This window comes from Neisseria blantyrii, from assembly GCF_962747855.1.
Classification (GTDB): domain Bacteria; phylum Pseudomonadota; class Gammaproteobacteria; order Burkholderiales; family Neisseriaceae; genus Neisseria; species Neisseria viridiae.
The window spans coordinates 15,585-40,716 of sequence record NZ_CAUIZY010000007.1 but is presented as its reverse complement, the minus strand read 5'-3'; the positions used below and the strand labels follow the sequence as shown (position 1 = coordinate 40,716).

General features: G+C 51.8%; 21 protein-coding genes and 1 pseudogene. 11 read left to right on the top strand and 11 right to left on the bottom strand.

Annotated features, from left to right (window positions below):
- The first annotated feature begins 32 nt into the window (after nucleotides 1–32).
- From nrdA to yfaE, 6 genes and pseudogenes are all read left to right on the top strand, one after another.
- Nucleotides 33–2,312, top strand: a complete 2,280-nt coding sequence (nrdA, locus tag Q9J80_RS07150) for a class 1a ribonucleoside-diphosphate reductase subunit alpha (protein ID WP_301673228.1) — start codon at nucleotides 33–35, stop codon at nucleotides 2,310–2,312.
- Between the two features lie 58 nt (nucleotides 2,313–2,370).
- Nucleotides 2,371–3,384 carry a DNA (cytosine-5-)-methyltransferase gene (gene dcm, locus Q9J80_RS07145; protein WP_002222381.1) on the top strand — a complete coding sequence of 338 codons (1,014 nt, stop codon included), beginning with the start codon at nucleotides 2,371–2,373 and terminating at the stop codon, nucleotides 3,382–3,384.
- Nucleotides 3,377–4,564 (top strand): type II restriction endonuclease, encoded by a 1,188-nt coding sequence (locus tag Q9J80_RS07140; RefSeq protein WP_002213380.1) that lies wholly within the window; start codon nucleotides 3,377–3,379, stop codon nucleotides 4,562–4,564. Before dcm ends, Q9J80_RS07140 begins: the two co-directional genes overlap by 8 nt.
- 60 nt (nucleotides 4,565–4,624) lie before the next feature.
- Nucleotides 4,625–5,758: a class Ia ribonucleoside-diphosphate reductase subunit beta gene (nrdB, locus tag Q9J80_RS07135; RefSeq protein WP_003752662.1), complete on the top strand. Its 1,134-nt coding sequence runs from the start codon at nucleotides 4,625–4,627 to the stop codon at nucleotides 5,756–5,758.
- A 102-nt stretch (nucleotides 5,759–5,860) separates the two neighbouring features.
- A pseudogene (locus tag Q9J80_RS07130) lies at nucleotides 5,861–5,968 on the top strand (IS5/IS1182 family transposase); the annotation flags it as partial.
- A gap of 16 nt (nucleotides 5,969–5,984) precedes the next feature.
- On the top strand, nucleotides 5,985–6,275 hold the full coding sequence (yfaE, locus tag Q9J80_RS07125) for a class I ribonucleotide reductase maintenance protein YfaE (protein WP_301673229.1): 291 nt from the start codon (nucleotides 5,985–5,987) through the stop codon (nucleotides 6,273–6,275).
- Nucleotides 6,276–6,315: 40 nt separating this feature from the next.
- Here the strand turns inward: yfaE and ftsB are convergent, their stop codons facing one another.
- The 7 genes from ftsB to mfd all read right to left on the bottom strand — a co-directional run bounded on the left by ftsB (nucleotide 6,316) and on the right by mfd (nucleotide 13,745).
- On the bottom strand, nucleotides 6,316–6,594 hold the full coding sequence (ftsB, locus tag Q9J80_RS07120; RefSeq protein WP_002213385.1) for a cell division protein FtsB: 279 nt from the start codon (nucleotides 6,592–6,594) through the stop codon (nucleotides 6,316–6,318).
- A 14-nt stretch (nucleotides 6,595–6,608) separates the two neighbouring features.
- A complete protein-coding gene (eno, locus tag Q9J80_RS07115; protein WP_301673230.1) occupies nucleotides 6,609–7,895 on the bottom strand; it encodes a phosphopyruvate hydratase in 1,287 nt (428 codons plus the stop codon).
- A gap of 44 nt (nucleotides 7,896–7,939) precedes the next feature.
- Nucleotides 7,940–8,380 carry a DUF4149 domain-containing protein gene (locus Q9J80_RS07110; RefSeq protein ID WP_301673231.1) on the bottom strand — a complete coding sequence of 147 codons (441 nt, stop codon included), beginning with the start codon at nucleotides 8,378–8,380 and terminating at the stop codon, nucleotides 7,940–7,942.
- Between the two features lie 14 nt (nucleotides 8,381–8,394).
- A complete protein-coding gene (gene kdsA, locus Q9J80_RS07105; RefSeq protein ID WP_301673232.1) occupies nucleotides 8,395–9,237 on the bottom strand; it encodes a 3-deoxy-8-phosphooctulonate synthase in 843 nt (280 codons plus the stop codon).
- Between the two features lie 20 nt (nucleotides 9,238–9,257).
- A complete protein-coding gene (gene panD / locus Q9J80_RS07100; RefSeq protein WP_003752675.1) occupies nucleotides 9,258–9,641 on the bottom strand; it encodes an aspartate 1-decarboxylase in 384 nt (127 codons plus the stop codon).
- Nucleotides 9,642–9,802: 161 nt separating this feature from the next.
- Nucleotides 9,803–10,324 carry a DUF2004 domain-containing protein gene (locus Q9J80_RS07095; RefSeq protein WP_301673233.1) on the bottom strand — a complete coding sequence of 174 codons (522 nt, stop codon included), beginning with the start codon at nucleotides 10,322–10,324 and terminating at the stop codon, nucleotides 9,803–9,805.
- Between the two features lie 7 nt (nucleotides 10,325–10,331).
- Entirely contained in the window at nucleotides 10,332–13,745 is a 3,414-nt protein-coding gene (gene mfd, locus Q9J80_RS07090; protein ID WP_304671589.1) for a transcription-repair coupling factor, read from the bottom strand.
- A 208-nt stretch (nucleotides 13,746–13,953) separates the two neighbouring features.
- Between mfd and Q9J80_RS07085 the strand changes: the two genes are divergently transcribed.
- The 3 genes from Q9J80_RS07085 to mltB are packed head-to-tail and all read left to right on the top strand — an operon-like array spanning nucleotide 13,954 to nucleotide 16,631.
- On the top strand, nucleotides 13,954–15,381 hold the full coding sequence (locus tag Q9J80_RS07085) for an acyl-CoA dehydrogenase family protein (RefSeq protein ID WP_301673256.1): 1,428 nt from the start codon (nucleotides 13,954–13,956) through the stop codon (nucleotides 15,379–15,381).
- A 22-nt stretch (nucleotides 15,382–15,403) separates the two neighbouring features.
- On the top strand, nucleotides 15,404–15,613 hold the full coding sequence (locus tag Q9J80_RS07080) for a hypothetical protein (protein WP_301673235.1): 210 nt from the start codon (nucleotides 15,404–15,406) through the stop codon (nucleotides 15,611–15,613).
- A complete protein-coding gene (gene mltB / locus Q9J80_RS07075) occupies nucleotides 15,522–16,631 on the top strand; it encodes a lytic murein transglycosylase B (protein WP_301673236.1) in 1,110 nt (369 codons plus the stop codon). The genes Q9J80_RS07080 and mltB overlap by 92 nt, the downstream gene beginning before the upstream one ends.
- A 121-nt stretch (nucleotides 16,632–16,752) precedes the next feature.
- Here the strand turns inward: mltB and Q9J80_RS07070 are convergent, their stop codons facing one another.
- Nucleotides 16,753–18,750 carry a site-specific recombinase gene (locus Q9J80_RS07070; RefSeq protein ID WP_500796407.1) on the bottom strand — a complete coding sequence of 666 codons (1,998 nt, stop codon included), beginning with the start codon at nucleotides 18,748–18,750 and terminating at the stop codon, nucleotides 16,753–16,755.
- 297 nt (nucleotides 18,751–19,047) lie between these two features.
- Between Q9J80_RS07070 and Q9J80_RS07065 the strand changes: the two genes are divergently transcribed.
- A complete protein-coding gene (locus Q9J80_RS07065; protein ID WP_301673238.1) occupies nucleotides 19,048–21,075 on the top strand; it encodes a BCCT family transporter in 2,028 nt (675 codons plus the stop codon).
- 89 nt (nucleotides 21,076–21,164) lie between these two features.
- Here the strand turns inward: Q9J80_RS07065 and Q9J80_RS07060 are convergent, their stop codons facing one another.
- Nucleotides 21,165–22,718 carry a fatty acid--CoA ligase gene (locus Q9J80_RS07060; RefSeq protein WP_301670062.1) on the bottom strand — a complete coding sequence of 518 codons (1,554 nt, stop codon included), beginning with the start codon at nucleotides 22,716–22,718 and terminating at the stop codon, nucleotides 21,165–21,167.
- Between the two features lie 50 nt (nucleotides 22,719–22,768).
- On the opposite strand from Q9J80_RS07060, the gene Q9J80_RS07055 reads away from it, so the two are divergent.
- Nucleotides 22,769–22,897 carry a hypothetical protein gene (locus tag Q9J80_RS07055; RefSeq protein WP_257623275.1) on the top strand — a complete coding sequence of 43 codons (129 nt, stop codon included), beginning with the start codon at nucleotides 22,769–22,771 and terminating at the stop codon, nucleotides 22,895–22,897.
- A 69-nt stretch (nucleotides 22,898–22,966) separates the two neighbouring features.
- Here the strand turns inward: Q9J80_RS07055 and Q9J80_RS07050 are convergent, their stop codons facing one another.
- Entirely contained in the window at nucleotides 22,967–24,160 is a 1,194-nt protein-coding gene (locus tag Q9J80_RS07050) for an SGNH/GDSL hydrolase family protein (RefSeq protein WP_301673239.1), read from the bottom strand.
- The gene (gene patB, locus Q9J80_RS07045) at nucleotides 24,157–25,125 is read right to left on the bottom strand and encodes a peptidoglycan O-acetyltransferase PatB (RefSeq protein ID WP_301673240.1); all 969 of its coding nucleotides are present in this window, start codon (nucleotides 25,123–25,125) and stop codon (nucleotides 24,157–24,159) included. The genes Q9J80_RS07050 and patB overlap by 4 nt, the downstream gene beginning before the upstream one ends.
- Between the last annotated feature and the right edge of the window lie 7 nt (nucleotides 25,126–25,132).

The following is a 25,132-nucleotide window of genomic DNA, read 5'->3' as shown; positions in this document are numbered from 1 at the left end:
TGTCTTGAATATCAAGAGTGGAAGAGGAAGCGATGAATACACCGACTGATTTGAAAGTAACCAAACGAGACGGGAGATTGGAAACCATTGATTTGGATAAGATTCACCGTGTCGTTACTTGGGCGGCGGAAGGGTTGGAAAATGTTTCCGTGTCGCAGGTCGAGTTGAAATCGCACATCCAGTTCTACAACGGCATCCGCACCGACGACATCCACGAAACCATCATCAAAGCCGCTGCCGATTTAATTTCGGAAGATACCCCGGACTACCAATACCTTGCCGCGCGCCTGGCGATTTTCCATCTTCGTAAAATAGCCTATGGCGAATACGAGCCGCCGCACCTTTACGACCACGTTAAAAAGCTCACCGATGCCGGAAAATACGATAGGCATATCCTTGAGGATTACAGCCGCGAAGAATTTGACGAGCTGAACGCCTATATCGACCACGAACGCGATATGTCCTTTTCCTATGCCGCCGTCAAACAGCTCGAAGGCAAATATCTGGTACAGAACCGCGTTACCCGCCAGATTTACGAAACGCCGCAGTTCTTATATGTTTTGGTGGCGATGTGCCTTTTCAGCAAATACCCGAAAGAGGCACGCCTGGGTTACGTCAAACGTTTTTACGATGCCGTTTCCACATTTAAAGTATCGCTGCCCACGCCGATTATGAGCGGCGTGCGTACGCCTACGCGCCAGTTCTCAAGCTGTGTGCTGATTGAATGTGACGACAGCCTGGATTCCATCAACGCCACTACCAGCGCGATTGTGAAATACGTTTCCCAACGCGCGGGCATCGGCATCAATGCCGGACGTATCCGCGGTTTGGACAGCGAAATCCGGGGCGGCGAAGCGCGGCATACCGGCTGCATTCCGTTTTTCAAAATGTTTCAGGCGGCAGTCAAATCCTGTTCGCAGGGCGGCGTGCGCGGCGGCGCGGCAACCTTGTTCTACCCCTTGTGGCACATCGAAGCCGAAAGCCTACTGGTGTTGAAAAACAACCGGGGTGTGGAAGACAACCGTATCCGCCAGTTGGACTACGGCGTGCAAATCAACCGCCTGCTCTATACCCGCCTGATTAAGGGAGGCAATATTACGCTGTTTTCGCCCAACGAGGTTCCGGGGTTGTACGAAGCGTTTTTTGCCGACCAAGACGAATTTGAGCAGCTTTATACGAAATACGAGCAAGATCCGAATATACGCAAGCGCATTGTTCCGGCTGCCGACCTGTTTTCCACGCTGATGCAGGAGCGTGCCGGAACCGGGCGCATCTACATCCAAAACGTCGACCACTGCAATACGCACAGCCCGTTCGATCCGCGCATCGCCCCCGTGCACCAGTCCAACCTGTGTATGGAAATCGCGCTGCCGACCAAACCTCTGGACAACATCAACGACCCTGACGGCGAAATCGCCCTGTGTACACTGTCCGCCTTCAATTTGGGCGCATTAAACAGCTTGGATGAATTGGAAGGGCTTGCCGATTTGACCGTGCGCGCACTCGATGCACTTTTAGATTATCAGGGATATCCGGTAGAGGCCGCCCGTACCTCCACTATGGGTCGCCGTTCGCTCGGCATCGGCGTGATTAACTATGCGTATTATTTGGCGAAAAACGGTGTCCGTTACAGCGATGGTTCCGCGCTCGGTCTGACCCACCGTACCTTTGAAGCCATGCAGTATTACCTGCTCAAAGCATCGGCAAACCTTGCCAAAGAATACGGCGCGTGCACACTCTTTAAGCAAACCGTTTATTCGCAAGGCAAACTGCCCATCGATACCTACAAAAAAGATTTGGATGCCGTCTGCGGCGAGCCTTTGCATTACGACTGGGAAAGCCTGCGTGCCGACATCGTCAAATACGGCCTGCGCAACTCTACTCTGACCGCGCTCATGCCGTCTGAAACCAGCTCTCAAATCGCCAACGCCACCAACGGCATCGAGCCGCCGCGCGGATTGGTAACGGTCAAAGCATCGAAAGACGGCATTTTGAAACAAGTCGTGCCGGAGTTTGAAACCCTGAAAAATGCCTACGAAACCCTGTGGCAGCTTCCCGGCAACGAAGGCTACCTGAAACTTGTCGGCGTAATGCAAAAATTCGTCGATCAGGCGATTTCCGCCAACACCGCCTACGACCCGGGTAAATTCGAAGGCGGCAAAGTTTCCATGAAACAAATGCTCAAAGACCTGTTGACCGCCTACAAATACGGCGTCAAAACCCTGTACTACCACAACACCCGCGACGGCGCGGACGATACGCAGGCCGATATTCAGGATGACGGTTGCGCGGGCGGGGCTTGTAAGATTTGATGAAAAGGGGGAGTTTTCAGATGGCCTTTAGATTAATAAATCATCTGAAATATAAAATATGAAAAATAAAATACAAAATCAATTAGATAATATAGTTACCTTAAATAATGAGAAATTTACTTTTATTGATTTATTTGCGGGAATAGGTGGTTTTCGCATTGCAATGGAGAATGTTGGTGGGCGATGTGTATTTTCTAGTGAATGGGATGATAAAGCCCGTCAAACCTACCAAGTAAATTTTAATGATATTCCTTATGGAGATATTACATTAAAGGAAACCAAAGCAGCTATTCCAAGTAAGTTTGATGTATTAACAGCAGGATTCCCGTGTCAGCCATTCTCTATAGCTGGTGTTTCAAAGAAAAAAAGCCTAGGACGAGAAACAGGCTTCTTAGATAAGGCGCAGGGAACTCTATTTTTTGACGTTGCTGAAATTATTGGAAAACATCGACCTAAAATTTTTCTTTTAGAGAATGTGAAAAATCTTGTTTCGCATGACAAAGGAAATACATTTAAAGTAATTAAAGGGACTTTAGAAGAGCTTGACTATCAGATATTTTATCAAGTTATGAATGCAAAATATTATGTTCCTCAAAATAGGGAGCGTATTTTTATTGTAGGTTTTGATAGACAATATTTTAATAAGGAAATAAATTTCAATTTTCCTTCCCCACCAGAATCACAACCAAAATTAAAGCAAATTTTGGAAGATGATGTAGATAATTCTTTTACTCTTTCTGATAACTTATGGCTTTACCTTCAAAATTACGCTAAAAAACATAAGGCAAAGGGTAATGGATTTGGTTTTGGATTAGTTGATTTAGATGGAATATCACGAACTCTATCTGCACGATATTACAAAGATGGTTCCGAAATACTCATCCCTCAGAAAGGAAAAAATCCTAGGAAGCTGACACCTAGGGAGTGCTCGCGTTTAATGGGATTTCCTAAAGATTTTGTTATTGATGCAGTATCCAAGACAGCTGCATACAAGCAGTTTGGCAATTCAATTGCTGTACCGTTGGTTCAAGCTATTGCTAAACAAATTATAAATGAGTTAAAAAATGAATGACTTGGCAGCTCAGACAATACAAGTAGTAAATAAATCCGATGACTTAGTAGCTTCAGCAATACAGACAGCAAATAAATCAATTGCAGTATACTGTCGTTATATTCGTCCCAATGATGTTGGTACTACTGGTAGTCACCAATCAGGATTTTATATTCAAAAACATTTTTCAGACGACCTCTTTGATGTAGTTTGCCAAAAGGGAACAAATAAAACTATTTCAATCAAAATTAATTGGCAAGATGGAAGCGTCACTAATAGCAATTTTAAATATTACGGCCAAGGCACGAGAAATGAGGCGAGAATTACGGGTTTTGGCAAGAATTTTGAATTTTTAAGTGATAAATATAGTGGTTCCTTATTGGTATTGTGCAGAGCTTGTTATAAAGATTTATTATTCCATGCTTTTGTTTTATCTTCAGATGAAGATATTGAAATATTTATCGCAGAAACTAACATTTTACCAGGAAGTTTATATTTACCTAAAAAACAAGAAGTAGAGGATAACCTAACAAAATTATTTTCACTATTTCCTAACTTCCCCAAAACTGAAGAAATGGCAGTTTTGGCAAGGGAAAATATTGCATTAAATAAAACTAACGTTAGTAATGTGTTAAAACAATGGGTTTCAAAGGAATATGAATTATTTTCCATTTTTGAAAAACGTGAATTTGAAATTATCAAATCAAAAATTACTGATTTGGATAGCTTCATTAATTTTGCACATTCTTTTACAAATCGCAGAAAAGCAAGAGCAGGAAAATCTTTAGAGTTACATTTATCAAGAATATTTGACGAATTTTCCTTAAAATTTGAGACGCAAGCGAAGACAGAAGGGAAAAAGAAACCAGATTTTTTATTTCCTGGAAGTGAAGAGTACCATGCGATGGATGAATCAGGGAATTTCATATTTCAAACTGAAAAGCTGACAATGCTAGGTTCAAAGACTACTTGTAAGGATCGCTGGCGCCAAGTTTTAAATGAAGCAGATCGAATTCCTCATAAGCATTTATTTACTCTACAAGAAGGTATATCTGATACTCAAATTCAGGAAATGAGTGATGAGAATTTAACCTTAGTTGTCCCTAAAGAATCCGTAAAAACATTTGGAACTTTTGGGAAAACCCATGTTTTAACTTTAGAAAATTTTATTAAATATATAAAGTCTCAGCAGGTTAGTTAAAACTTACAGATCATTTTTAATTAATATAGAGAATAGATTATGTCCTGCGAACACCTAGTCATGTCATACAGCACCTTTCCCAAAACCAAAAACGACGCGCTGAAAGAGCCGATGTTTTTCGGTCAGCCGGTAAATGTCGCCCGTTATGACCAGCAGAAATACGAAGTATTTGAAAAACTGATTGAAAAACAATTGTCTTTCTTCTGGCGACCGGAAGAAATCGACGTGTCGCGCGACCGTATCGACTACGCCAACCTGCCTGAACACGAAAAACATATTTTCATCAGCAATCTGAAATATCAAACACTGCTCGATTCCATTCAAGGGCGCAGTCCGAATGTTGCCTTGCTGCCTTTGGTTTCGATTCCCGAGCTGGAAACGTGGATTGAAACGTGGAGCTTCAGCGAAACTATCCACTCGCGCAGCTATACCCACATCATCCGCAATATTGTGAATGATCCGTCGGTCGTGTTTGATGATATTGTCGAAAACGAATATATTACCGCCCGCGCCGAAGACATTGCCTGCTATTACGATGACTTAATCGAATACACCCAGTATTACAATCTGTTGGGCGAAGGGGTGCACAATGTCGGCGGAAAACCCGTTACCGTATCTTTGCGCGGGTTGAAGAAAAAACTCTATCTCTGCCTGATGTGCGTCAACGTGTTGGAAGCTATCCGTTTCTATGTTTCATTTGCCTGCTCGTTTGCTTTTGCCGAGCGCGAGTTGATGGAAGGCAACGCCAAAATCATCAAACTGATTGCCCGCGACGAAGCCCTGCACCTGACCGGCACGCAGCATATGCTTAATCTGATGCGTTCGGGTGTCGATGATTCTGAAATGGCAGAAATTGCCGCCGAGTTGCAGGACGAATGTTTCCAACTCTTCAAAAAAGCGGCGGAACAGGAAAAAGAATGGGCGGCATATTTGTTTAAAGACGGTTCGATGATCGGTTTGAACAAAGAAATCTTATCCCAATACGTCGAATATATTACCAATCTACGTATGCAGGCGGTGGGGTTGCCGGCCGGATTTGAAGGCGCAAATCAAAACCCGATTCCGTGGATTAATGCGTGGCTGTCGTCCGACAACGTACAGGTCGCGCCGCAGGAAGTGGAAATATCTTCTTATTTGATCGGTCAGATCGATTCTGAAGTGAATACGGATGATTTGGGCGATTTTGAGTTGTAAACGTTTTTTTGAAAAAATGCCGTCTGAAGCCGGATGTTTCAGACGGCATTTGTATGTTGTATGATGGGAAAAACAGCGGGTAGGATCGGTTATTGTTCCTTTTATAGTGGATTAAATTTAAATCAGGACAAGGCGACGAAGCCGCAGACAGTACAGATAGTACGGCAAGGCGAGGCAACGCCGTACTGGTTTAAATTTAATCCACTATATTTTTGATTGGTTGGAAATGGCGCACATTGGTACGAATAAGGGTCTTTTTGAGCTCTTGGAGGGTGAGACCCTGTTGGAAGGCTTGGAACGGACGGGGCATATGGTGGAATATCAGTGCCGAAGCGGATATTGCGGATCGTGCCGGGTAAAGATTTTGGAGGGAAGCGTTACTTATCGGGAGCCGCCTTTGGCTTTTTTGGGGCGGGACGAGATACTGCCGTGCTGCTGTTGCGTCGATGGGGATGTCAGGCTGGATTGCGGTTTGGCGGGGGAGGATGAGGGGCTGTCTGACAGTTTGCTGAAATAAAAGCCGTCCGAACATTGGTTCGGACGGCTTTTTGACGGTATTACCGGTTATGCCTGATGAGTCGGTAAAAGGTTTCGCCGTCTTGGATATAACCCAGTTCTACCCGGGCGATTTCCGAAATGGCTTCTTGACCGTTTTCCAAATCATAGACTTCGGCGGCAAGGGAATGATTGCGTAGGGCGAGCGTCTGGTTTTTTTCTTCTTGAACGGCAATCTGTTCTCTCAGACTGCTGTTGCGTCCGATGCTGCCTTTGCCGAACCAGAGGCTGTATTGGCAACAGACAAGTGCGAAGGATAAAACGACAGTTACCCACTTCATACCTTAACCTTTTCTTATTTGCCCAGTTGGTAGAATGCAGCTTTGCCGGGGTAGTAGGCGGCTTCTGCCAATTCTTCCTCGATACGCAGCAGTTGGTTGTATTTTGCCATGCGGTCGGAACGGCTCAAAGACCCAGTTTTGATCTGCATACAGTTGGTGGCGACTGCCAAGTCGGCAATGGTGCTGTCTTCGGTTTCGCCGGAGCGGTGGCTCATTACGCAGGCGTAGCGGTTGCGTTTTGCCAAATCGACGGCTTTCAGGGTTTCGCTCAAAGTACCGATTTGGTTGACTTTGACCAGCAATGCGTTTGCCACGCCTTTTTCAATGCCTTCGGCAAGGATTTTCGGATTGGTTACGAACAAGTCGTCGCCGACCAATTGAACTTTTTTGCCCAATTTTTCGGTCAGCAGTTTCCAGCCTTCCCAGTCGTTTTCGTCCATTCCGTCTTCGATGGAGATAATCGGGAATTCGTTAACCAAGCCTTCCAAGTATTCGGCAAACTCCGCGTTGGTATAGGAGCGGCCTTCGGCTTCCAAGTGGTATTTGCCGTCTTTGTAGAACTCGCTGGACGCGCAGTCCAATGCGAATAATACGTCTTCGCCTGCTTTGTAGCCGGCGGCTTCGGTGGCTTCGACCATCAGTTGCAGGGCTTCTTTGTGGCTGTTCAGGTTGGGAGCGAAACCGCCTTCGTCGCCGACTGTGGTCGGGAAGCCTTTGCTGTCGCACAGTTTTTTCAAGGCGTGGAAAATTTCCGCACCGCAGCGCAACGCTTCGCGGAAAGATTTTGCGCCGACGGGCATAATCATAAATTCTTGGATGTTCAGGCTGTTGTTGGCGTGTTCGCCACCGTTGATGACGTTCATCATCGGTACGGGCAGGGACATCGGACCTGCGCCGCCCAAGTAGCGGTAAAGCGGCAGGCCTGAGTCTTCGGCAGCGGCGCGTGCAACCGCCATAGAGACCGCCAAAGTCGCATTTGCACCCAAATTGCCTTTGTTTTCAGTACCGTCCAATTCAATCATAATTTGGTCGATATAAGATTGTTCGTTGGCATCGATACCGATGAGGGCTTGGGCGATTTGGTTGTTGACGTGTTCGACCGCCTTCAATACGCCTTTGCCGGAATAGCGGGATTTGTCGCCGTCGCGCAGTTCCAAAGCTTCTTTCTGACCGGTTGATGCGCCGCTTGGTACGGCTGCGCGTCCCATTACGCCGGATTCCAACAGTACGTCGCATTCTACGGTGGGGTTGCCGCGTGAGTCCAAAATTTCGCGGGCGAAAATATCAACGATTGCGCTCATGAATGTTCTCCAAATTAAAGTGACGTGAGGTAAAACGGTAGGCTTCAGACGGCATTTTTGCCGTAGAGCCGCCAACTTAAGTAAATCGAAAGTAGGGCGGCCGCCATAAAAACAATACTGGAAATGCCGTGCCACATTCCGAAAGATCCGCCTAAAGCCGACAACAGCCAATTTTCATGTCCGTATTTCAGTGCCTCGATAACGGGAGTAACCAAAAATTGGTTGGCGGCAAGGGCGGACAATAAAAAAATCAGCAGGGCGGTTTGCAGCCGGGTCAGGACGGCAAAGGCGGCAACCAGTACCGCGCCCCAAACGGCAAGCCCGCTCAAAGAGAGGATGTCGAACAATACGCCGGCAATTTCGCCCGCCTGCATTTTGGGCAGCATTTTGAACAGCACCGGTGCGACGATATAACCCGCCATAATCTGCATACCGAGCCACAAGGTTGCGGCATACAGGCTGATTTTTCGGAAAGTCTGCATCATAAGGCGAAACCGTGTTACTCGATTGTTAAAATCGGTTGTGATTTGATTAAATCGTCCAATGCTTTGATGCGGATTAAAAAATCTTCTAAAAGGTGCAGCGGCAGCGCGCTGGGGCCGTCGCATTTTGCCAGTTTCGGATCGGGGTGCGATTCGAGAAACAGGCCGGCAAGGCGGGTTGCCATGCCTGCAAGTGCCAAATCCAAAGCCTGTGCGCGACGACCGCCGGATGCGGCAGAACCGGCATCGCGGGTTTGCAGGGAATGGGTAACGTCGAAAATAACCGGCAGATTATCGCAGGTTTGTTTCATCACGCCGAAGCCGAGCATATCGACAACGAGGTTGTCGTAGCCGAAGCTGCTGCCGCGTTCGCACAGGATTATTTGTCCGTTGCCGACTTCGCGGAATTTTTCCACGATGTTTTTCATTTGCGAAGGGCTGAGGAACTGCGGTTTTTTGATGTTGACGACATTGCCCGTTTCCGCCATTGCAGCCACTAAATCGGTCTGCCGCGCAAGGAATGCGGGAAGCTGGATGACATCGCACACTTCGGCAACGGGTTGGCACTGATAGGGTTCGTGTACGTCGGTAATGACGGGGATGCCGAATTCCGCTTTGACTTTTTCGAAAATCTTTAAGCCTTCTTCCAAGCCTACGCCGCGATAAGAATGGATGGAGGAACGGTTTGCCTTGTCGAAAGAGGCTTTAAAGATATAGGGAATGCCGAGTTTTCGGGTAACTTCGACGTAATGCGCGCAGGTTTGGAGGGTAGAATCCAAATCTTCTAAAACGTTGATGCCGCCGAATAGGACGAAGGGCAAGTTGTTGCCGAGGGTGATGTCGTTGATTTTAATATCCATAATCGATGTCCGTTGCGGGATTACAGTACGGTGTGCGGCGGCTCATAGGAGATGATGTCGCGGATTTTGTTGTTTCCGTCCACCAGGACGACTTTGGGTTCGTGTGCGGCGATTTCCGGTTCGGAAAGTTGGATATAAGACATAATGATGACGATGTCGCCTTTCTGTACCAGCCTTGCCGCCGCCCCGTTCAGGCAGACCACGCCGCTGCCGCGTTTGCCTGAAATGGTATAGGTTTCAAAACGTTCGCCGTTGTTGTTGTTGACGATGGCGACTTTTTCGTTGGGATAGATGCCTGCCGCGTCCAACAGGTCTTGATCGACGGTAATGCTGCCGACGTAGTTCAAATCGGCTTCGGTTACGGTGGCGCGGTGGATTTTTCCGCCAAGCATAGTACGGAACATGTATTTCCTTTTGGTTTGTGTGCGGTCTGACGGACAGGATGCCGTCTGAAAATCTGAATGCCGTATTATAGTGGAGTTTCCTTCAAATTCATAATGGCAAGGCTTCGGGCAGGGAAGCTGTTTTCAGACGGCATTTTATTTTTGCCGATTGGCAATCCGGCTCAACTCTCCCAATCGATTGAGAAAATGCTGCCGTCCAAATGCAGTTTGACGGCAAGGATTCCGTCGCTTTCCATATTGGCGGGCATATAATCCATAACGGCAAAAGCCGGACTTTCTGCCCATAGGCTGATATAGGTCAACTGCATTGTGCGGACAAACTTTGCCGCATCGCGGCTTGTTTGGGTATCTTCGGTGTGAAAGTCGATATAGCGGCTGTCCCGTTTCAAATATTCCGTCAGTGCGGCGCGTGCAGCGTCGTCGGCTTTTTCCAATTCGGACAGGAAGGCGGCAAATGCATCCAATGTTTCGGTTGGCAGGCGGTTTTCATTTTCTGCCCACAGGGATACCTCGACAAGATTGCCTTTGACGGTCAGCTCGTCTTCCCAGAGGACATCTTCTTCTCCGTCAAAACCTTCGGTGGACAGTTGTCGGAAATAGGGGTGAAAAATCGACATGATTGTTCCTTTTGGTGAGGATTGGGGGGATTGTATGCCGTCTGAACGGTGTTCTTCAGACGGCATCGTTACATCAATTTCCTTTGGGCAGGCGTTTGCCTTGCAGGGTTTTTAGCACGGTTTTGACGGTGTTGATCCTGACTTCGATGTTTTCCATTTCCGCTGCAAACCTCAATTTGTCTGCCCCTGCCAGCCGGTATTTTTTATCCGTCTGAATCAGCAGGATAATCTCCGTCGGGTCGATACAGTGGTGTTTGCCGAAGGTAACGGTTACGGCTTCGCTGGTCGCATCAATGGCATCGATACCCAATTCTTTTGCCGCAAGCCGTAAGTGGTGGCTTTCGATGAGGGTTTTGACGGGTTGTTCGGGCAGGCCGAAGCGGTCGACCAGTTCTTCGTGTATGGCATTGATTTGCTGCACGGTTTCGCAGACGGCAAGGCGTTTGTAGAGGACGAGCCGTTCGTGGATGTCGGGGCAGTAATCTTCAGGCAGTAATGCCGGGCTGTGCAGTTTGATTTCAGTGGTGATGCCCAGCGGTGCGTCGAGATCGGGCTGGCGGCCTTTTTTGAGGTCGCGCACGGCTTGTTTGAGCATTTCGGTGTAGAGCGTGAAGCCGACCTGTATCATTTCGCCGGACTGCCCTTCGCCGAGGATTTCGCCTGCGCCGCGGATTTCCAAATCCTGCATGGCGAGGGTGAAACCTGCGCCGAGTTCGTCTGCCGCCGCAATGGCGTCGAGGCGTTTTTCTGCGTCTTTGGTGATGTATTCGGGCGTGAGCAGGTAGGCGTAGGCTTGGTGGTGGCTGCGGCCGACGCGCCCGCGAAGCTGGTGCAGTTGCGCCAGCCCGAATTTGTCGGCGCGGTTGATGATGATGGTGTTGGCGTTGGGGATGTCGATGCCGGTTTCGATGATGGTGGAACAGAGCAACACGTTGAATCTTTGCTGCAAAAAGTCGCGCATGACTTGCTCCAGCTCGCGCTCGCGCAGTTGTCCGTGCGCCACGCCGATGCGGGCTTCGGGCAGCAGGGTTTCCAGCCGCTCGCGCATATTCTCAATCGTATCCACTTCATTGTGCAGGAAAAATACCTGCCCGCCGCGTTTGAGTTCGCGCAATACGGCTTCGCGCACGCTGCCTTCGCTGAACGGTTTGATAAAGGTTTTCACGGCAAGGCGGCGGCTCGGCGCGGTGGTAATCAGCGAGAAGTCGCGCAGTCCTTCGAGCGCCATGCTGAGGGTGCGCGGAATCGGCGTGGCGGTCATGGTGAGGATGTCGACATTGGCGCGCAGGCGTTTGAGCTGCTCTTTCTGGCGCACACCGAAGCGGTGTTCTTCATCAATAATCACTAAGCCTAAGTTTTTGAATTTTATATCGTCTTGTACCAGTTTGTGCGTACCGATAACGATATCGACCGTGCCGTCCGCCATACCTTCCAGCGCGGCTTTGGTGGCTTTGCTGTTGTTGAAACGCGAAAGGCTGGCGACTTTTACGGGGAAATCGGCAAAGCGGTCGGCGAAGTTTTGCGCGTGTTGCTCGACCAGAAGCGTGGTCGGGGCGAGTACGGCGACCTGTTTGCCGCCCATCACCGCCACAAACGCGGCGCGCAGGGCGACTTCGGTTTTGCCGAAGCCAACATCGCCACACACGAGGCGGTCCATTGGCTTCTCCTGGGTCAAATCCTTAATCACGGCGGCGATGGCGGCGGCTTGGTCTTCGGTTTCTTCGTAGCCGAAACCGTCGGCAAACGCCTGATAGTCCAACTCGTTGATTTCAAACTTGTGTCCCGATTGGGCGGCGCGTCGGGCGTAGAGGTTGAGCAACTCGGCGGCGGTGTCGCGCGCCTTTTCGGCGGCTTTGCGTTTCGCCTTGTTCCACGCGCCGCTGCCGAGCTTGTGCAAAGCAACGTTTTCATGCGCCTGACCGGAGTAGCGGCTGATTAAATGCAGTTGCGAAACAGGCACATAAAGCTGCGCTTCGCCCGCGTATTCGAGCAACATCATTTCGTTGGTTTCTCCGCCCAAGTCCATCGTTACCAAGCCCATATACCGCCCGATGCCGTGTTCCTCGTGCACGACGGGGTCGCCGATGTTGATTTCGGCAAGGTCGCGCAACAGGCCGTCTGAAACGGCGGCGTGTTTCTTGCGGCGGTTATGGACGCGCGAACGGGCGACGTATTGATAAAGATCGGATTCGGTAATAACCGCGATGTTTTGATCTTCTAACTTAAACCCGTATGCCAACGGCGCGACCGTAATCATCAGCGGCTCATGCGCTGATAAAAATCCCTGCCAGTCGGACACGCTTTTGGCTTTCAAACCGTTTTGCTGCAAGAAGCCGAGCATGGTTTCGCGCCGTCCCAAACTTTCGGCACACAGCAGAATCCGTCCGTTAAAGGCCGTCTGAAAATCCTTCAATGCCTGCAAAGGCTCGTCGGACTGGCGGTTGACGGCAAGGTCGGGCAGGGTGTGTTCCTTGCCGGAAACATCGGGCAGTACTTGTCCGTAGTTTTTCAGACGGCCTGCAAAAACATCGGCAGAGAGATACAAATGCTGTGAAAGTAAAGGCGGATAAGTTTCATCGCCCTGCGCCATGGCGTAACGCGATTTGACGTCGCCCCAAAAGCGGTTTGCCTCGGCGTGAACATCGCCCAAAGAGACAAACAACGCATCTTCGCCGATATAGTCAAACAGCGTTTCCAGCTCGTTTTCAAAAAACAGCGGCAGGTAGTATTCCACGCCCGCGCCGAAGTGGCCGTTGCTGACGGCTTTGTACACGGCGGCATCGTTCGGATTGCCATCGACTTCCTCGCGGAAGCGGCTGCGGAAGATTTTTTGCGCCTCGCTGTCGGTGGGGAATTCGTGCGCCGGCAGCAGGCGGATTTCGGAAACGGGGGAGATGGTGCGCTGCGTGTCGGTGTCAAAGGTTTTGATGCTGTCGATTTCATCGTCGAACAAATCGATGCGGTAGGGCATCTCGCTGCCCATCGGGAATAAATCCACAATGCCGCCGCGCACGGCAAACTCGCCCGCCGCGACAACATGGGAAACATGGTTGTAGCCCGCATCCACCAAATCGCTTTTCAGACGGCCTATATCCAAAGTCTGCCCTGTTTTCAGCCAAAACGTGCGCCCTGCCAGAAACGGCACAGGCGGCAGCTTCTGCATCGCCGTAGCAACCGGTACGAACAACACATCCGCCGCGCCGCTTTTAATCTGCCACAACGCCGACAGCCGCTCCGACACCAAATCCTGATGCGGCGAAAAACGCTCGTAAGGCAGCGTTTCCCAGTCCGGCAGGAACACCGCCGTGTCGTGCGGACGGAAAAACCTCCACGCCGTCTGAAGGCGCAACGCCTGTTCCGCATTTTGGGTCAAGACAACCTTGAGCTGCTTATGCGGCAAATGACGCGCCAAAGCCAAAGGCAAGGAGCCTTGAGACAGATTGAGCCAACGGGATTTTTCACGGGGTTTGGGGATAGGGTAGTTCATGGCGTGGGAATGTTTTAGATACGGAGGCAAACGGCAATTTTAACACGATGGCGATAATCTGATGCCGTCTGAAAGATTGATTAGCATGCAAACAGTGAAGTGGATTGTTAGCTGTCATACTTTGTGGTAAATTTTAGAAACTAAACTCTAAATTATGGGCGGCGGTTTGATAAAACTGCCCGTTAATAGAAATTAACCGGAAAATATGATGACACACACTGAATCAAGCGCGCAGCCGTCAACTATGGACACGGCTGCTTTTTTAAAGCACATCGAATCCGCATTCCGCTGCATTTTTTCAGACGGCATCGACCTGATGCAATACCTGCCCGAAGACAAATGGCTTGCCTTGAAGCAGGCGGGTTTGCTGTTGCCCTTCCTCGACAAAAAACACGGGGGGCGCAAGGGCAGCCAGTTTGAAATTCAGGAAGTATTGCGGATTGCGGGGCATTACGGCGTGCCCGTTACGCTGCGTACCGGCATCGAAGGCGCGCTGGTGTTGCAGCCTCTGCAAGAGTTCGGCGGCGAAGCGCAAGTCGCGCAAGGTTTGGAGATGATTTTCAAAGGCGAGGGCGGCGGTTTGGGCATTACCGAACCCGAAACCTCCGGCGCGGCGATTGCCCGCGAAATGCAGTCCTACTACGAATATACCGACGATAAAACCATTTACGTCAACGCCGCGAAATACTGGCAGGGCAACTCGCAAAGCGACTTCCTCCTCGTTGCCGCCAAAGAGCGCAAAAACGGCAAACTAGCCAAAGTCATCGACCTGCTGCTTGTCCCCAAAACATACATCCGCTGCGAAACCCTCGCATCCGAAGGCCTGCGCGCCGTCCGTTACGCCGTCAACCGCATCGATGCCCAAATGCCTGCAATCGCCGTGATGAAACTCTCTCAGGGCGATGCCGTCGGTTTGCGCGCGTTCCAAAACATCTTTATCCGCAGCCGCCTGCAACTGATCGGCATGACGCACGGCATTATGGAATACATCCTTGAAAACCTGGACCGATATGTCCGCCACGACATCAAATTCGTCGATTACGAACGCCGCGAAATCCAACGCCGCCATCAGGTTTCCGAGATTCTTTACCGCTATGTCTGCCGTTCCGTTTCGCCTGTTGCCCCCGTCGCCCATCAACTGATGGAGGCAAATATCGTCAAAACCCTCGCCACGGAATACACTTACGCCGCCGCGCAAATGTTGCAAAAACTCTTGGGTGCGAAGGGTTTTGAACGCGGACACACCGCCGGCAATATCGCTATCGACATCCGCCCCTTCACGATTTTTGAAGGCCCGAACGATATGCTTTATGCCGAAATTTACGACCAGTTCGTCCGCGCCACCGCCGAAGAAAAAGAAGCAGGCATTAAATTGGACAAAAACCAAACCCTGCTCGACCGCCTGCAAACCGATGCCCGCTTTGCCGCCGTTGCAAGCAACTACACCTTGTCCGAAGACATCCGCAGCTTCCTGCAGGAACACACGCTGACCGACGCCTGCGCCCTGCAAAAAGTCTTCATCGGCAAAATCATCGCCCGACTCTTTGTCTTCGTACAGGCGGAACACGAAGACACCGCAGCCTTCCTGCTGAACGACATCCGCAAAGATATATTGGACTGCCGATATTGCGGATAGCGGACAAATGCGGCGGCAGGCAATGCCGTCTGAAGGGGGAAACGTGCTTTCAGACGGCATTTCAGGCGGCGGATGCCGCATTTCGCGCCGCGCCCCCTTGCGCTGCTTTCCCACTTACCCTATTTGTTCGGAACATATTTATGAAAAAGAGAAAAATACTGCTCCCGGTAATTTGTTTGGCGGCTTTGTCTGCCTGTACGGCGATGGAGGCACGCCCACCCAGGGCAAATGAAGCCCAAGCCCCCCGCGCGGATGAAATGAAAAAAGAAAGCCGCCCCGCGTTTGACGTGGCAGCCGTATTTGACGCGGCAGCCGTACCGGTATCCGACAGCGGGTTTGCCGCCAATGCAAATGTCCGCCGTTTTGTGGACGATGAAGTCGGGAAAGGGGATTTTTCCCGGGCGGAATGGCAGGATTTTTTTGACAAAGCGGCTTACAAGGCCGGCATCATCAATATTATGCACCGTCCTTCCACATCGCGTCCGTGGTATGTGTTCCGCACGGGAAATTCGGGTAGGGCGAAATTTCGCGGCGCGCGCCGGTTTTATGCGGAAAACCGCGCGGTTATCGATGATGTGGCGCAAAAATACGGCGTGCCTGCCGAGCTTATCGTGGCGGTTATAGGGATTGAAACGAATTACGGCAAAAATACGGGCAGTTTCTGTGTGGCGGACGCATTGGCGACTTTAGGTTTCGATTACCCCCGCCGCGCCGGGTTTTTCCAAAACGAATTGGTCGAGCTTTTAAAGCTGGCAAAAGAAGAGGGCGGCGATGTTTTCGCCTTTAAAGGCAGCTATGCGGGCGCAATGGGGATGCCGCAATTTATGCCTTCGAGCTACCGGAAATGGGCGGTGGATTATGACGGGGACGGACATCGGGACATATGGGGCAACGTCGGCGATGTCGCGGCATCGGTTGCCAATTATATGAAGCAGCACGGTTGGCGCACGGGCGGGAAAATGCTGGTGCCGGCGACGTTGGCACCGGGTGCGGATGTTCAGGAAATCATTGGCGAAAAAACCGCCCTGACGCGGACGGTGGCGGATTTGAAGGCGTACGGCATCATCCCTGGGGAAACGCTCGCAGATGATGAAAAGGCGGTTTTGTTCAAACTGGAAACCGCACCGGGCGTGTTTGAATATTATTTGGGTTTGAACAATTTTTATACGGTATGGCAGTACAACCACAGCCGGATGTATGTAACGGCGGTCAGGGACATTGCCAATTCGCTTGGCGGCCCAGGATTGTAGTGTTTTTTAAAATGCCGTCTGAACCACGTTTCGGTTCGGACGGCATTTTTGCATCCTTTTGTGGGGATTTCCGCATCAGGGCGGTATTCGTGGCGAAGCCCGCTTCAGACGGCATTGCCGGTCAAGGCTTGTCCGAAGGAGGGTGTTCCTGTCCTTTGGCGGGCGGGAGGAAAAGTATGCAGGGATTGCTTTTAATCTGATTCCAAAAACTTTTGATCAGGTTTCGGATGCTGCCGATTTTCGTGCCGCGCGAGCGCAGGGCGACGAAGAGGGCGAGGCTGAAGCTGACGCAGAGGTTGACCAGGCCGATGGCGAGGACGCTGAAAATGCCGAGTACGAACGTGCCCAAGCCGACGTTGCCGCTGACGGCGGCATAGCCGAGGTTGGCGGAGGAAAAGGCGACGTGGCGGATGTCCAGCGGCAGCCCGAGGAGGTGTCCGAAATAGCCGGTCATACCCAAGAGCATCCCGAAGATGAAGTTGCCTGCCAGCGAGCCGTAGTGTTTGTGGATGTAGGCGGCGAGGACGCGGCGGGGGCCGGGGCGCATGATTTTACGCAGCAAGGGGTTGAAGGGCAGGCGTTGGCGCAGGTTGAGGTAGTCGGCGCGGTTGTCGAAAAAACCTGCGATGATGCCGGAGCAGAACAGCCACAGACCTGCAATGGCGGCATACCACAGCGTCGGGTAAGCGATGATGTCTATGGATTTGAACTGGTAGGCGGCGGTGCGGGCATCGAGTATGGGCTGTTGGTGCAGATGGGCATAGCCAAACGATATGGCACACGCCAAAAGGATGGCGATGGAAACGTTGCCGAAGACAGCGACGCTTTGGGAGCGACATACGTCGATGAGGAGCTTGGCGAGCTTGTTGTCCACCGCTTTGCCGCCTTCGTTGAGATCGACCTGTTCGGCAAAGCTGGCGGCAGTCATCGCGGGCTGCTTGGTGGCGACGGTGCAGTGCAGCATATGGATGATCATAAAGCCGATGCCGTAGTTGAACCCCGCCGACAAGGAGGCGAGGAAGGGGCTGAGGCCGAGTGTGCCGATGTGGATTTTGAGCAGCGCCATCAGGGCGATGATGATGCCGCCGCCTGCCGCCGAGTAGAACATTTTGAAATATTCTTTGCGGTTGCGGGTAATGTAGTGTTCGCCGTGGTGGCTTTTGTTTTCGGTAATGCTGCGGGCGAGCATACGGATGCTGCTGCGGCGCAGGTGGCGGGTGCTGTATTGTTCGACCGCCGCGTAGATGAGGGAGTTCATCAGCGCGATGGTCAGGCGGTTGCTGTTGCCGGCACCGGTTTGGATGTCGGTGAGCAGCTTCAGACGGCCTACGGTCTGCCGGAGCCGTTCGAGCAGATGGGCGACTTTGACCGACGAACCGGAGCCGGCGCCCGTCCCTTTGCGGCGCAAATAGTCAATTTGGCTGAAACATTGGTCGAACATCACTTCGAGGTGGGCGGTGTCGTAAGGCGCGGTGCCGTTGCGGTAGTGTTCGACCAGTTTGGCGGTTTCGCGTTGGAGGGCGACGAAGGAAGAATCGGCTTCCAGCAGGCGCGGGGCGATGCGGATGAGGTCGGGTTCGATGGCTTCGGATGCCGTCCAGACAGACAGCATTTCGATGGCGCGCAAACGGGCATCGGCAAGGCGGATGCCCGCCGTCTGCAATTTGGACGGTTCGGCGTGGCTCCGGATGAGTTCGTATAAAACCAGCCATTGGCGGATATTGAGCGTTTGCAGCCATTTGTCGTCGTTTTCGGAATGGAAAAGATAAAGGAAGACTTCGCCCAAGTTGGCAAAATCTTTATATGACGGGCTGAAGCGTTCGTAGATGCGTATGCCCATTTCCCGGGCAAAGCTGTGGCGCGAGAAGATGCCGAGTTTGATAAGTGCCGGATAAATGTGTATTTGCGCGAGCCAGATGTAAAAACACCGGCTGAAGCGGGACAGCAATTCCCTGTCTTGTTTGAATGTGTCGATGATCAGGTCGAAACGCTCCCCCGCGCATTTTTTGCCGCCACGGCGCAAAAATTTAATCAATGCGTTGAGGACGTTGACAAAATCGGTATGTCCCAAGCTTTCCGAAAGCAGGGGGCGCAGGTTTTGAGGGGTAATTTTCTTCATATCAGCCATTGTACCGCATCGGCAATCCGGCGTTAAACGCCCCGATGGAGGGGAGGGCGCGCCTGCGGAAGGCGGCGCATTTTCCGCCGGTTTGAAATCAAACTATATTAATGATATAATAAATATCGATAAATCAATCTGATAGAATAATCTGTATTGATTTTTAATTTTTTCGATTATAACAATTTCGGCCGGTTTGTGCATTTCGTCATCCGGAAGCCGGTATTTTGCCGGCAGGTTTTGACCGCTTTGCCCGATGACCGGGTTTGTCTGTTTTTAACAAAGGAGTGAGAAGGTTTGTCCCTGTCTGAATTTATAGAAAGCCGAACGTCATTTAATCCGATGGTTATTTTGACGACTTTGTTTTTCGTGTGTGTTTTGGTGGTATTGGTTTTAACCGTGCCGGATCAGGTGCAGATGTGGCTCGACCGGGCAAAAGAAGTCATTTTTACCGAGTTCAGCTGGTTTTATGTTTTAACGTTTTCCATTTTTCTGGGTTTCCTGCTGATACTCTCGGTCAGCAGTTTGGGAAACATCAGGCTCGGACGGGATGAAGATGTGCCGGAATTCGGCTTCCTGTCGTGGCTGGCGATGCTGTTTGCGGCCGGGATGGGCGTGGGTCTGATGTTTTTCGGCGTGGCAGAGCCGTTGATGCATTATTTTTCGGACATTACGGCCGGTACGCCGGAACACAGGCAGCAGCAGGCATTGCTGTACACGGTGTTCCATTGGGGCGTTCACGCCTGGTCGGTGTACGGTACGATTGCATTGGCTTTGGCTTATTTCGGTTTCCGCTACAAGCTGCCGCTTGCCCTGCGTTCTTGTTTTTACCCCCTGTTGAAAGAAAAAATTTCCGGAAGGTTCGGCGATGCCATTGATATTATGGCGTTGCTTGCTACTTTTTTCGGCATCATCACCACATTGGGGTTCGGGGCTTCGCAACTGGGCGCCGGATTGCAGGAAATGGGCTGGATTGCCGAAAACAGCTTCAGCGTGCAGGTTTTGATTATCGCCGCCGTCATGTCCCTCGCCGTCGTTTCGGCAATATCCGGCGTGGGGAAGGGCGTGAAGGTGTTGAGCGAGTTGAACCTGGGCCTTGCGTTTTTGCTGCTGTTTTTTGTTTTGGCGGCGGGACCCACCGTTTACCTGTTGTCGGCATTCGGCGACAACATAGGGAACTACCTCGGAAATCTGGTGCGCCTCAGTTTTAAAACTTATGCGTACGAACGGGAACACAAGCCGTGGTTTGAGTCTTGGACGGTGCTTTATTGGGCGTGGTGGTGTTCTTGGGCGCCGTTTGTGGGTTTGTTTATCGCGCGTATTTCAAAGGGGCGCACCATCCGCGAGTTTGTCTTCGGGGTTTTGCTCATCCCCGGCCTGTTCGGCGTTTTGTGGTTTACCGTCTTCGGCAATACGGCGATTTGGCTGAATGACGGGGTTGCGGGGGGAATGCTCGAAAAGATGACCTCCTCTCCGGAAACGCTGCTTTTTAAATTCTTTAATTACCTCCCCCTGCCCGAATTGACGAGCATCGTCAGCCTGCTGGTCATTTCCCTGTTTTTTGTAACTTCTGCCGATTCCGGGATTTATGTCCTGAACAATATTACCTCTCGGGACAAAGGCTTGAGCGCGCCACGGTGGCAGGCGGTTATGTGGGGCGTGCTGATGTCTGCCGTTGCCGTTTTGCTGATGCGCTCGGGCGGGTTAGGCAACCTGCAATCTATGACCCTGATTGTTTCCCTGCCGTTTGCCCTGCTGATGCTGATAATGTGTTTCAGCCTGTGGAAAGGCTTGAGTGCGGATAAGAAATATTTTGAGACCCGGGTTAACCCTACCAGTGTATTTTGGACGGGCGGCAAGTGGAAAGAACGGCTGGTGCGGATAATGAGCCAGACACAGGAGCAGGATATTTTAAAATTCCTCAAACATACCGCATCGCCCGCTATGCACGAGTTGCAACGGGAGCTTTCGGAAGAATACGGTTTGAGCGTCCGGGTCGATAAGATGTTTCATCAGGACGAGCCTGCAATCGAGTTCGTTATTCGGAAAGAGACGATGCGCGATTTTATGTACGGGATTAAGTCTGTCGGGCAGGATGTATCCGACCAGTTGATTAACGACGGCAAGCTGCCGCATATCCGGCACCAGACAACTTACAAACCCTACGCTTATTTTTTCGACGGGCGCGTCGGGTACGATGTGCAGTATATGAACAAGGACGAGCTGATTGCCGACATTTTGAAAAATTACGAACGTTATTTGATGTTGTTGGATGATGTCGGTCAGGAACTGATGGCGCACGAGCAGGTGGAATTGGCAGAGTAAATGCCTTTTCTCCGGCGTTTGCCAAAAAAATGCGGTGAATCAGATTCACCGCATTTTTTTGCCGGACGTGGCTTCAGACGGCACGGCGTTCATTTGTTTCCTTCAAACTGCTCCTTCAGCACCCGTTTCAATACTTTGCCCGTAGCGTTGCGCGGCAGCGCGTCTTTAAAGTGGATCTGTTTGGGGATTTTGAAATTTGCCAGCACGGTACGCAGGTGGCGGCGGATTTCGTCCTCGCCCAGATTCATACCTTCCTTCAATTGGACGAAGGCGACGATTTCCTCGTCGGCATAACGGTCTTTCACGCCGATGACGGCGGCGGCTTCGACGGCATCGAGTTTGTAGATTTCTTCTTCGATCTCGCGCGGATAGACATTTTGACCTTTGGAAATAATCAAATCTTTTTTGCGGTCGACGATAAAGATGAAGCCGTCCTCGTCTATGGTAACGAAATCGCCCGTTTTCAACCAGCCGTTGACGATGGTTTCATCGGTGGCGGCAGGCATATTGAGGTAGCCCCGCATCACCGAACCGCCCCTGACAATCAGTTCGCCCACTTCGCCGCGCGGCACTTCGACCAGTTCTTCATCGACGGCTTTGACTTCCAAACCGGGAAGGGGGATGCCGACGCTGCGGGCTTTTTGCCTCTCGGGCGTATTGACGGCGACGACGGGCGAGGCTTCGCTCAGTCCGTATCCTTCCAGCAATTTGGCGCGGGGGAACTTGGCTTTGAAATCGAGGATGGTTTGTTCCGCCAAAGGCGCGCCGCCGCTGATAAACAGGCGGATGCGGTTGAACCATCTGAAATACCAAGGGATTTTCGCCTTGCTCATCGCGGTGTAAATCGCGGGTACGCCCAAAAACACGGTCGCGCGTTTGAGCAGTGCCTGTTTCAAAACGTTGGAAAACGGGAAAACGGATTTGACCAAAATAATCGAACACGCCATATAAATCGGCAGCAGCACCATAGCCGTCAGCGTGAAGCTGTGGAACATCGGCAGGAAAACGATAAAGCGGTCGCGCTTGGAGATTTTAAAGATGCGTTCGATGCCGTTCAGGTTGGCGAACAGGTTGGCGTAGCTGATTAGCGCGCCTTTGGGATGCCCCGTCGTGCCGGAGGTATAGATGATATGTGCCAAATCATTTATCCGGGGTTGGCGGCCCAAGTCGGGTTTTTCGGGGAAGCGGCGCACGTCTTCAAAAAAGGCATCGCCTTCCGCCGTTTCGCCGGCCGGCCGGCTTTGTCCCGTCCAAATGATTTTTTCGACGGGCGTTTGCGCCTTCAAGCCCGCTAATTCTTTGGACAGGCCGGCCGAGGCGAACAGGAAGCGCGCCTTGCAGTCGTTCAGGATATACGCGTATTCGCTGTTTTTCAAAAATGTGTTCATCGGTACGGCGACCGCGCCGATGGCGGAGACGGCGAAATAGGCGGTAATAAATTCTGTGGAATTGGAAACCGCCAGCGCGACTGTGTCGCCGAACTTCACGCCGATATTTTGCAGATACGCCGCGACGGCTTCGGCTTCCTGCTTGAGCGCGCGGTAGGCGGTTTTTTCCTTGCCGTCGAACACTGCCGTGCCGTTGCCGTTTTTGCGGCAGGCGGCGGTCAGCATTTCGTAGAAATTGGCATAAGTCCGGTTCATGAAACTTCCTTTATGGTTGCGGACGGAGAACGCCCTCATTTGAAAACAATATGCCGTCTGAAAACGGAAGGCGGCAGTTTATCATCTTTGCCTTCAGACGGCATATCAAACGCCGCCTTTGCGCCGTATGCCGGAGGTTCGCCCCCGTCCTTCCTATGTCTGACCTGAATGCCGTCTGAAGCAATATGAAGGTATGCGTTTCAGACGGCATCCCCCTGTTGTGGAAATACCGTCCGAACCCTGTCCGATTATTGCCTGATTGCGGCGGAGCGGACGAGTTCTTCGAGGCTGTCGGCGAGCATTTCCGCCGCGCGCCGGTAGCCTTTGGCGGAGAAGTGTACGCCGTCTTTGGCGGCCCATCCTTGGTTGAGCCAGTTTTTCATGCTGCATATGCCGCCCATGGCGTTTTGCCAAGACCAGAACATGGTTTGTCCCTGACGGGCGACGCGCCGCTGCATCTGTTGGACTTCGGTCAGGCGGACGGGGCGTGTGCCGCATACGCCGAGCGTGTTTTTCAGGGATTCGGGTGCGCCGAGGATAAGGATGCCGGCGGCAGGCAGGCTATCGTGGATTTGGCGGACGGTATCCAGCCATTTCTGTTCGGTGTCGGCAATGTCGATGTTGTCGCCGAAGGCTTCGTTGGTACCGTAGGCAAGGATGACCAGATCGGCACCGGTTTGGGCAAGGTCGTTCATACGGTCGGCACGCCATTTCGACCACTGGGTCAATTGTGCGCCGTTGATGCCCATGGCGGAAACGGTAATGCCGCCGGCGGGATTTTCGATATTGATAAATCCGATGTCCCACGGCATTTCGGTCTGTATGGTCAGGGGTAGTGCCGCGCGGGTGTCCAGTACCTGCCAGCCGCCGCCGTTGGCGGAGACGGTGTTGCCGTTGACGGTCAGGGTTTGTTCGGCGAGCAGCGGTTTGGCAAACAGGGAAATGCGCTGTTTGCCGGTTTTGCCGTCGGATGCGGTCAGGGTCATGCTGCCGTTATCGCCTGTCCGGGCAAGGATGCCGCCGAGCGGGAAGTCTCCGGTATTGTTCCTGCTGGTGAGGCTTTGCCAGTTGCCGCTGTAACGGACGGCCGCCATGCGCTGCCCTTTGACGTTGGCGGGGTAAACCCAGCCTATGCCGCCGTCGCCCCATGTTTTTTGCAGGCGTTTGCGCAGGGTGTCGGTAAAGAAGTCGCCGGCGGTATGTGAGTCGCCGATTTGCAGGATGCGGAAGGTTTCGCCGCTGCCTTGTGCGACGGATTGGAGTTTTTTCATCCAAGGAGAGGCGGCGGCGTTGCTGTAATCGGTCAAGAGGCCGTCTTCGCCGGTGTAGGGCGTGGACGGGGAAACGGTAACGGTGTCGAGGCTGACGGAGGCAACGGGCAGGGCGTTTGCCTGGGTTGCGGCGAACAGTGCGGAAAATGTGATGAAGTGTCTGAGGTTCATGGTTGTCGGCTTGGTGTAAAAGTGAGTTTTTCCATTATTTTTTCCGCCAGCAGTTTTTGTCCTTCGGCGGTAAAGTGTATGCCGTCCTTGCTGCGGTAGCGGACGGGTTTGCCGTTGACGTTGACGGAATCGGCGTAGCGGCCTTCCCCGCCGCTCAGTGTTTGCGCGGTGGGAATCAGGATGATTTTGCCTTCAAAGTGTTCTGAAAGCAGTTTGTCGAGGTAGCGCATCTGCCCGTCGAGCTTGGCTTTTTTCATGTAGGGGATGCCGAGCCAGACGACTTGGACGTGGTGCGTGTGTGCGGCTTCGAGGATGCGGTCGACGCGTTTCAGGTATTCTTGCGCCCATTCGTCGGAAGCGAATTTGAGGTAGCGTTTGCCGACGGGGAAATCCCACGGGTCGTTCGGACCGAGGAAGACGGCGAGCACGCTGATTTCGGGATGTTTTTTCAGGGTTTCTTCAATCGTTTTCGGCCAGTCGAAGAATGAGGGGTAGGACAGCCCCGTGCTTTGTTTGCTGAGGTTGACGGATTCGATGCCGTATTGCTGTTTCAGGCTTTTTTGCACGAAGGGTGCAACACCCTGCATCAGCGAATCGCCGGCAAAAAAGACTTTGTCGCCGCTGCGGACGGCGGCGGCTTCGGTGTCTTGTTTCCATTCTGTTTCACCGGTTTGAGGGACGGCTTCGGATGCGGCGGCTTCAGACGGCATATCTGCCGAACCGCCGTCTTGAGTCGTCGTCGGCGTTTCGCCGGACAGGAAGGCTTTGATGCCGTCTGAAAGGGCGTAGGCGTTTTCTTGCAACGCCGCACCGCTCCGCCACCATCCGTAGGCGGCAAGCGGTTCGAGCGGGCTGTTGCGGTGGTAGGTCTGCTGCCAGTAGGCGTTGATGGGGTTTTGGGCAAACCACACGGCAATCAGGGCAGACATCAGTATGGAGGTGAAAAGGGAAAGAAAGTGTTTCATGTCCAAA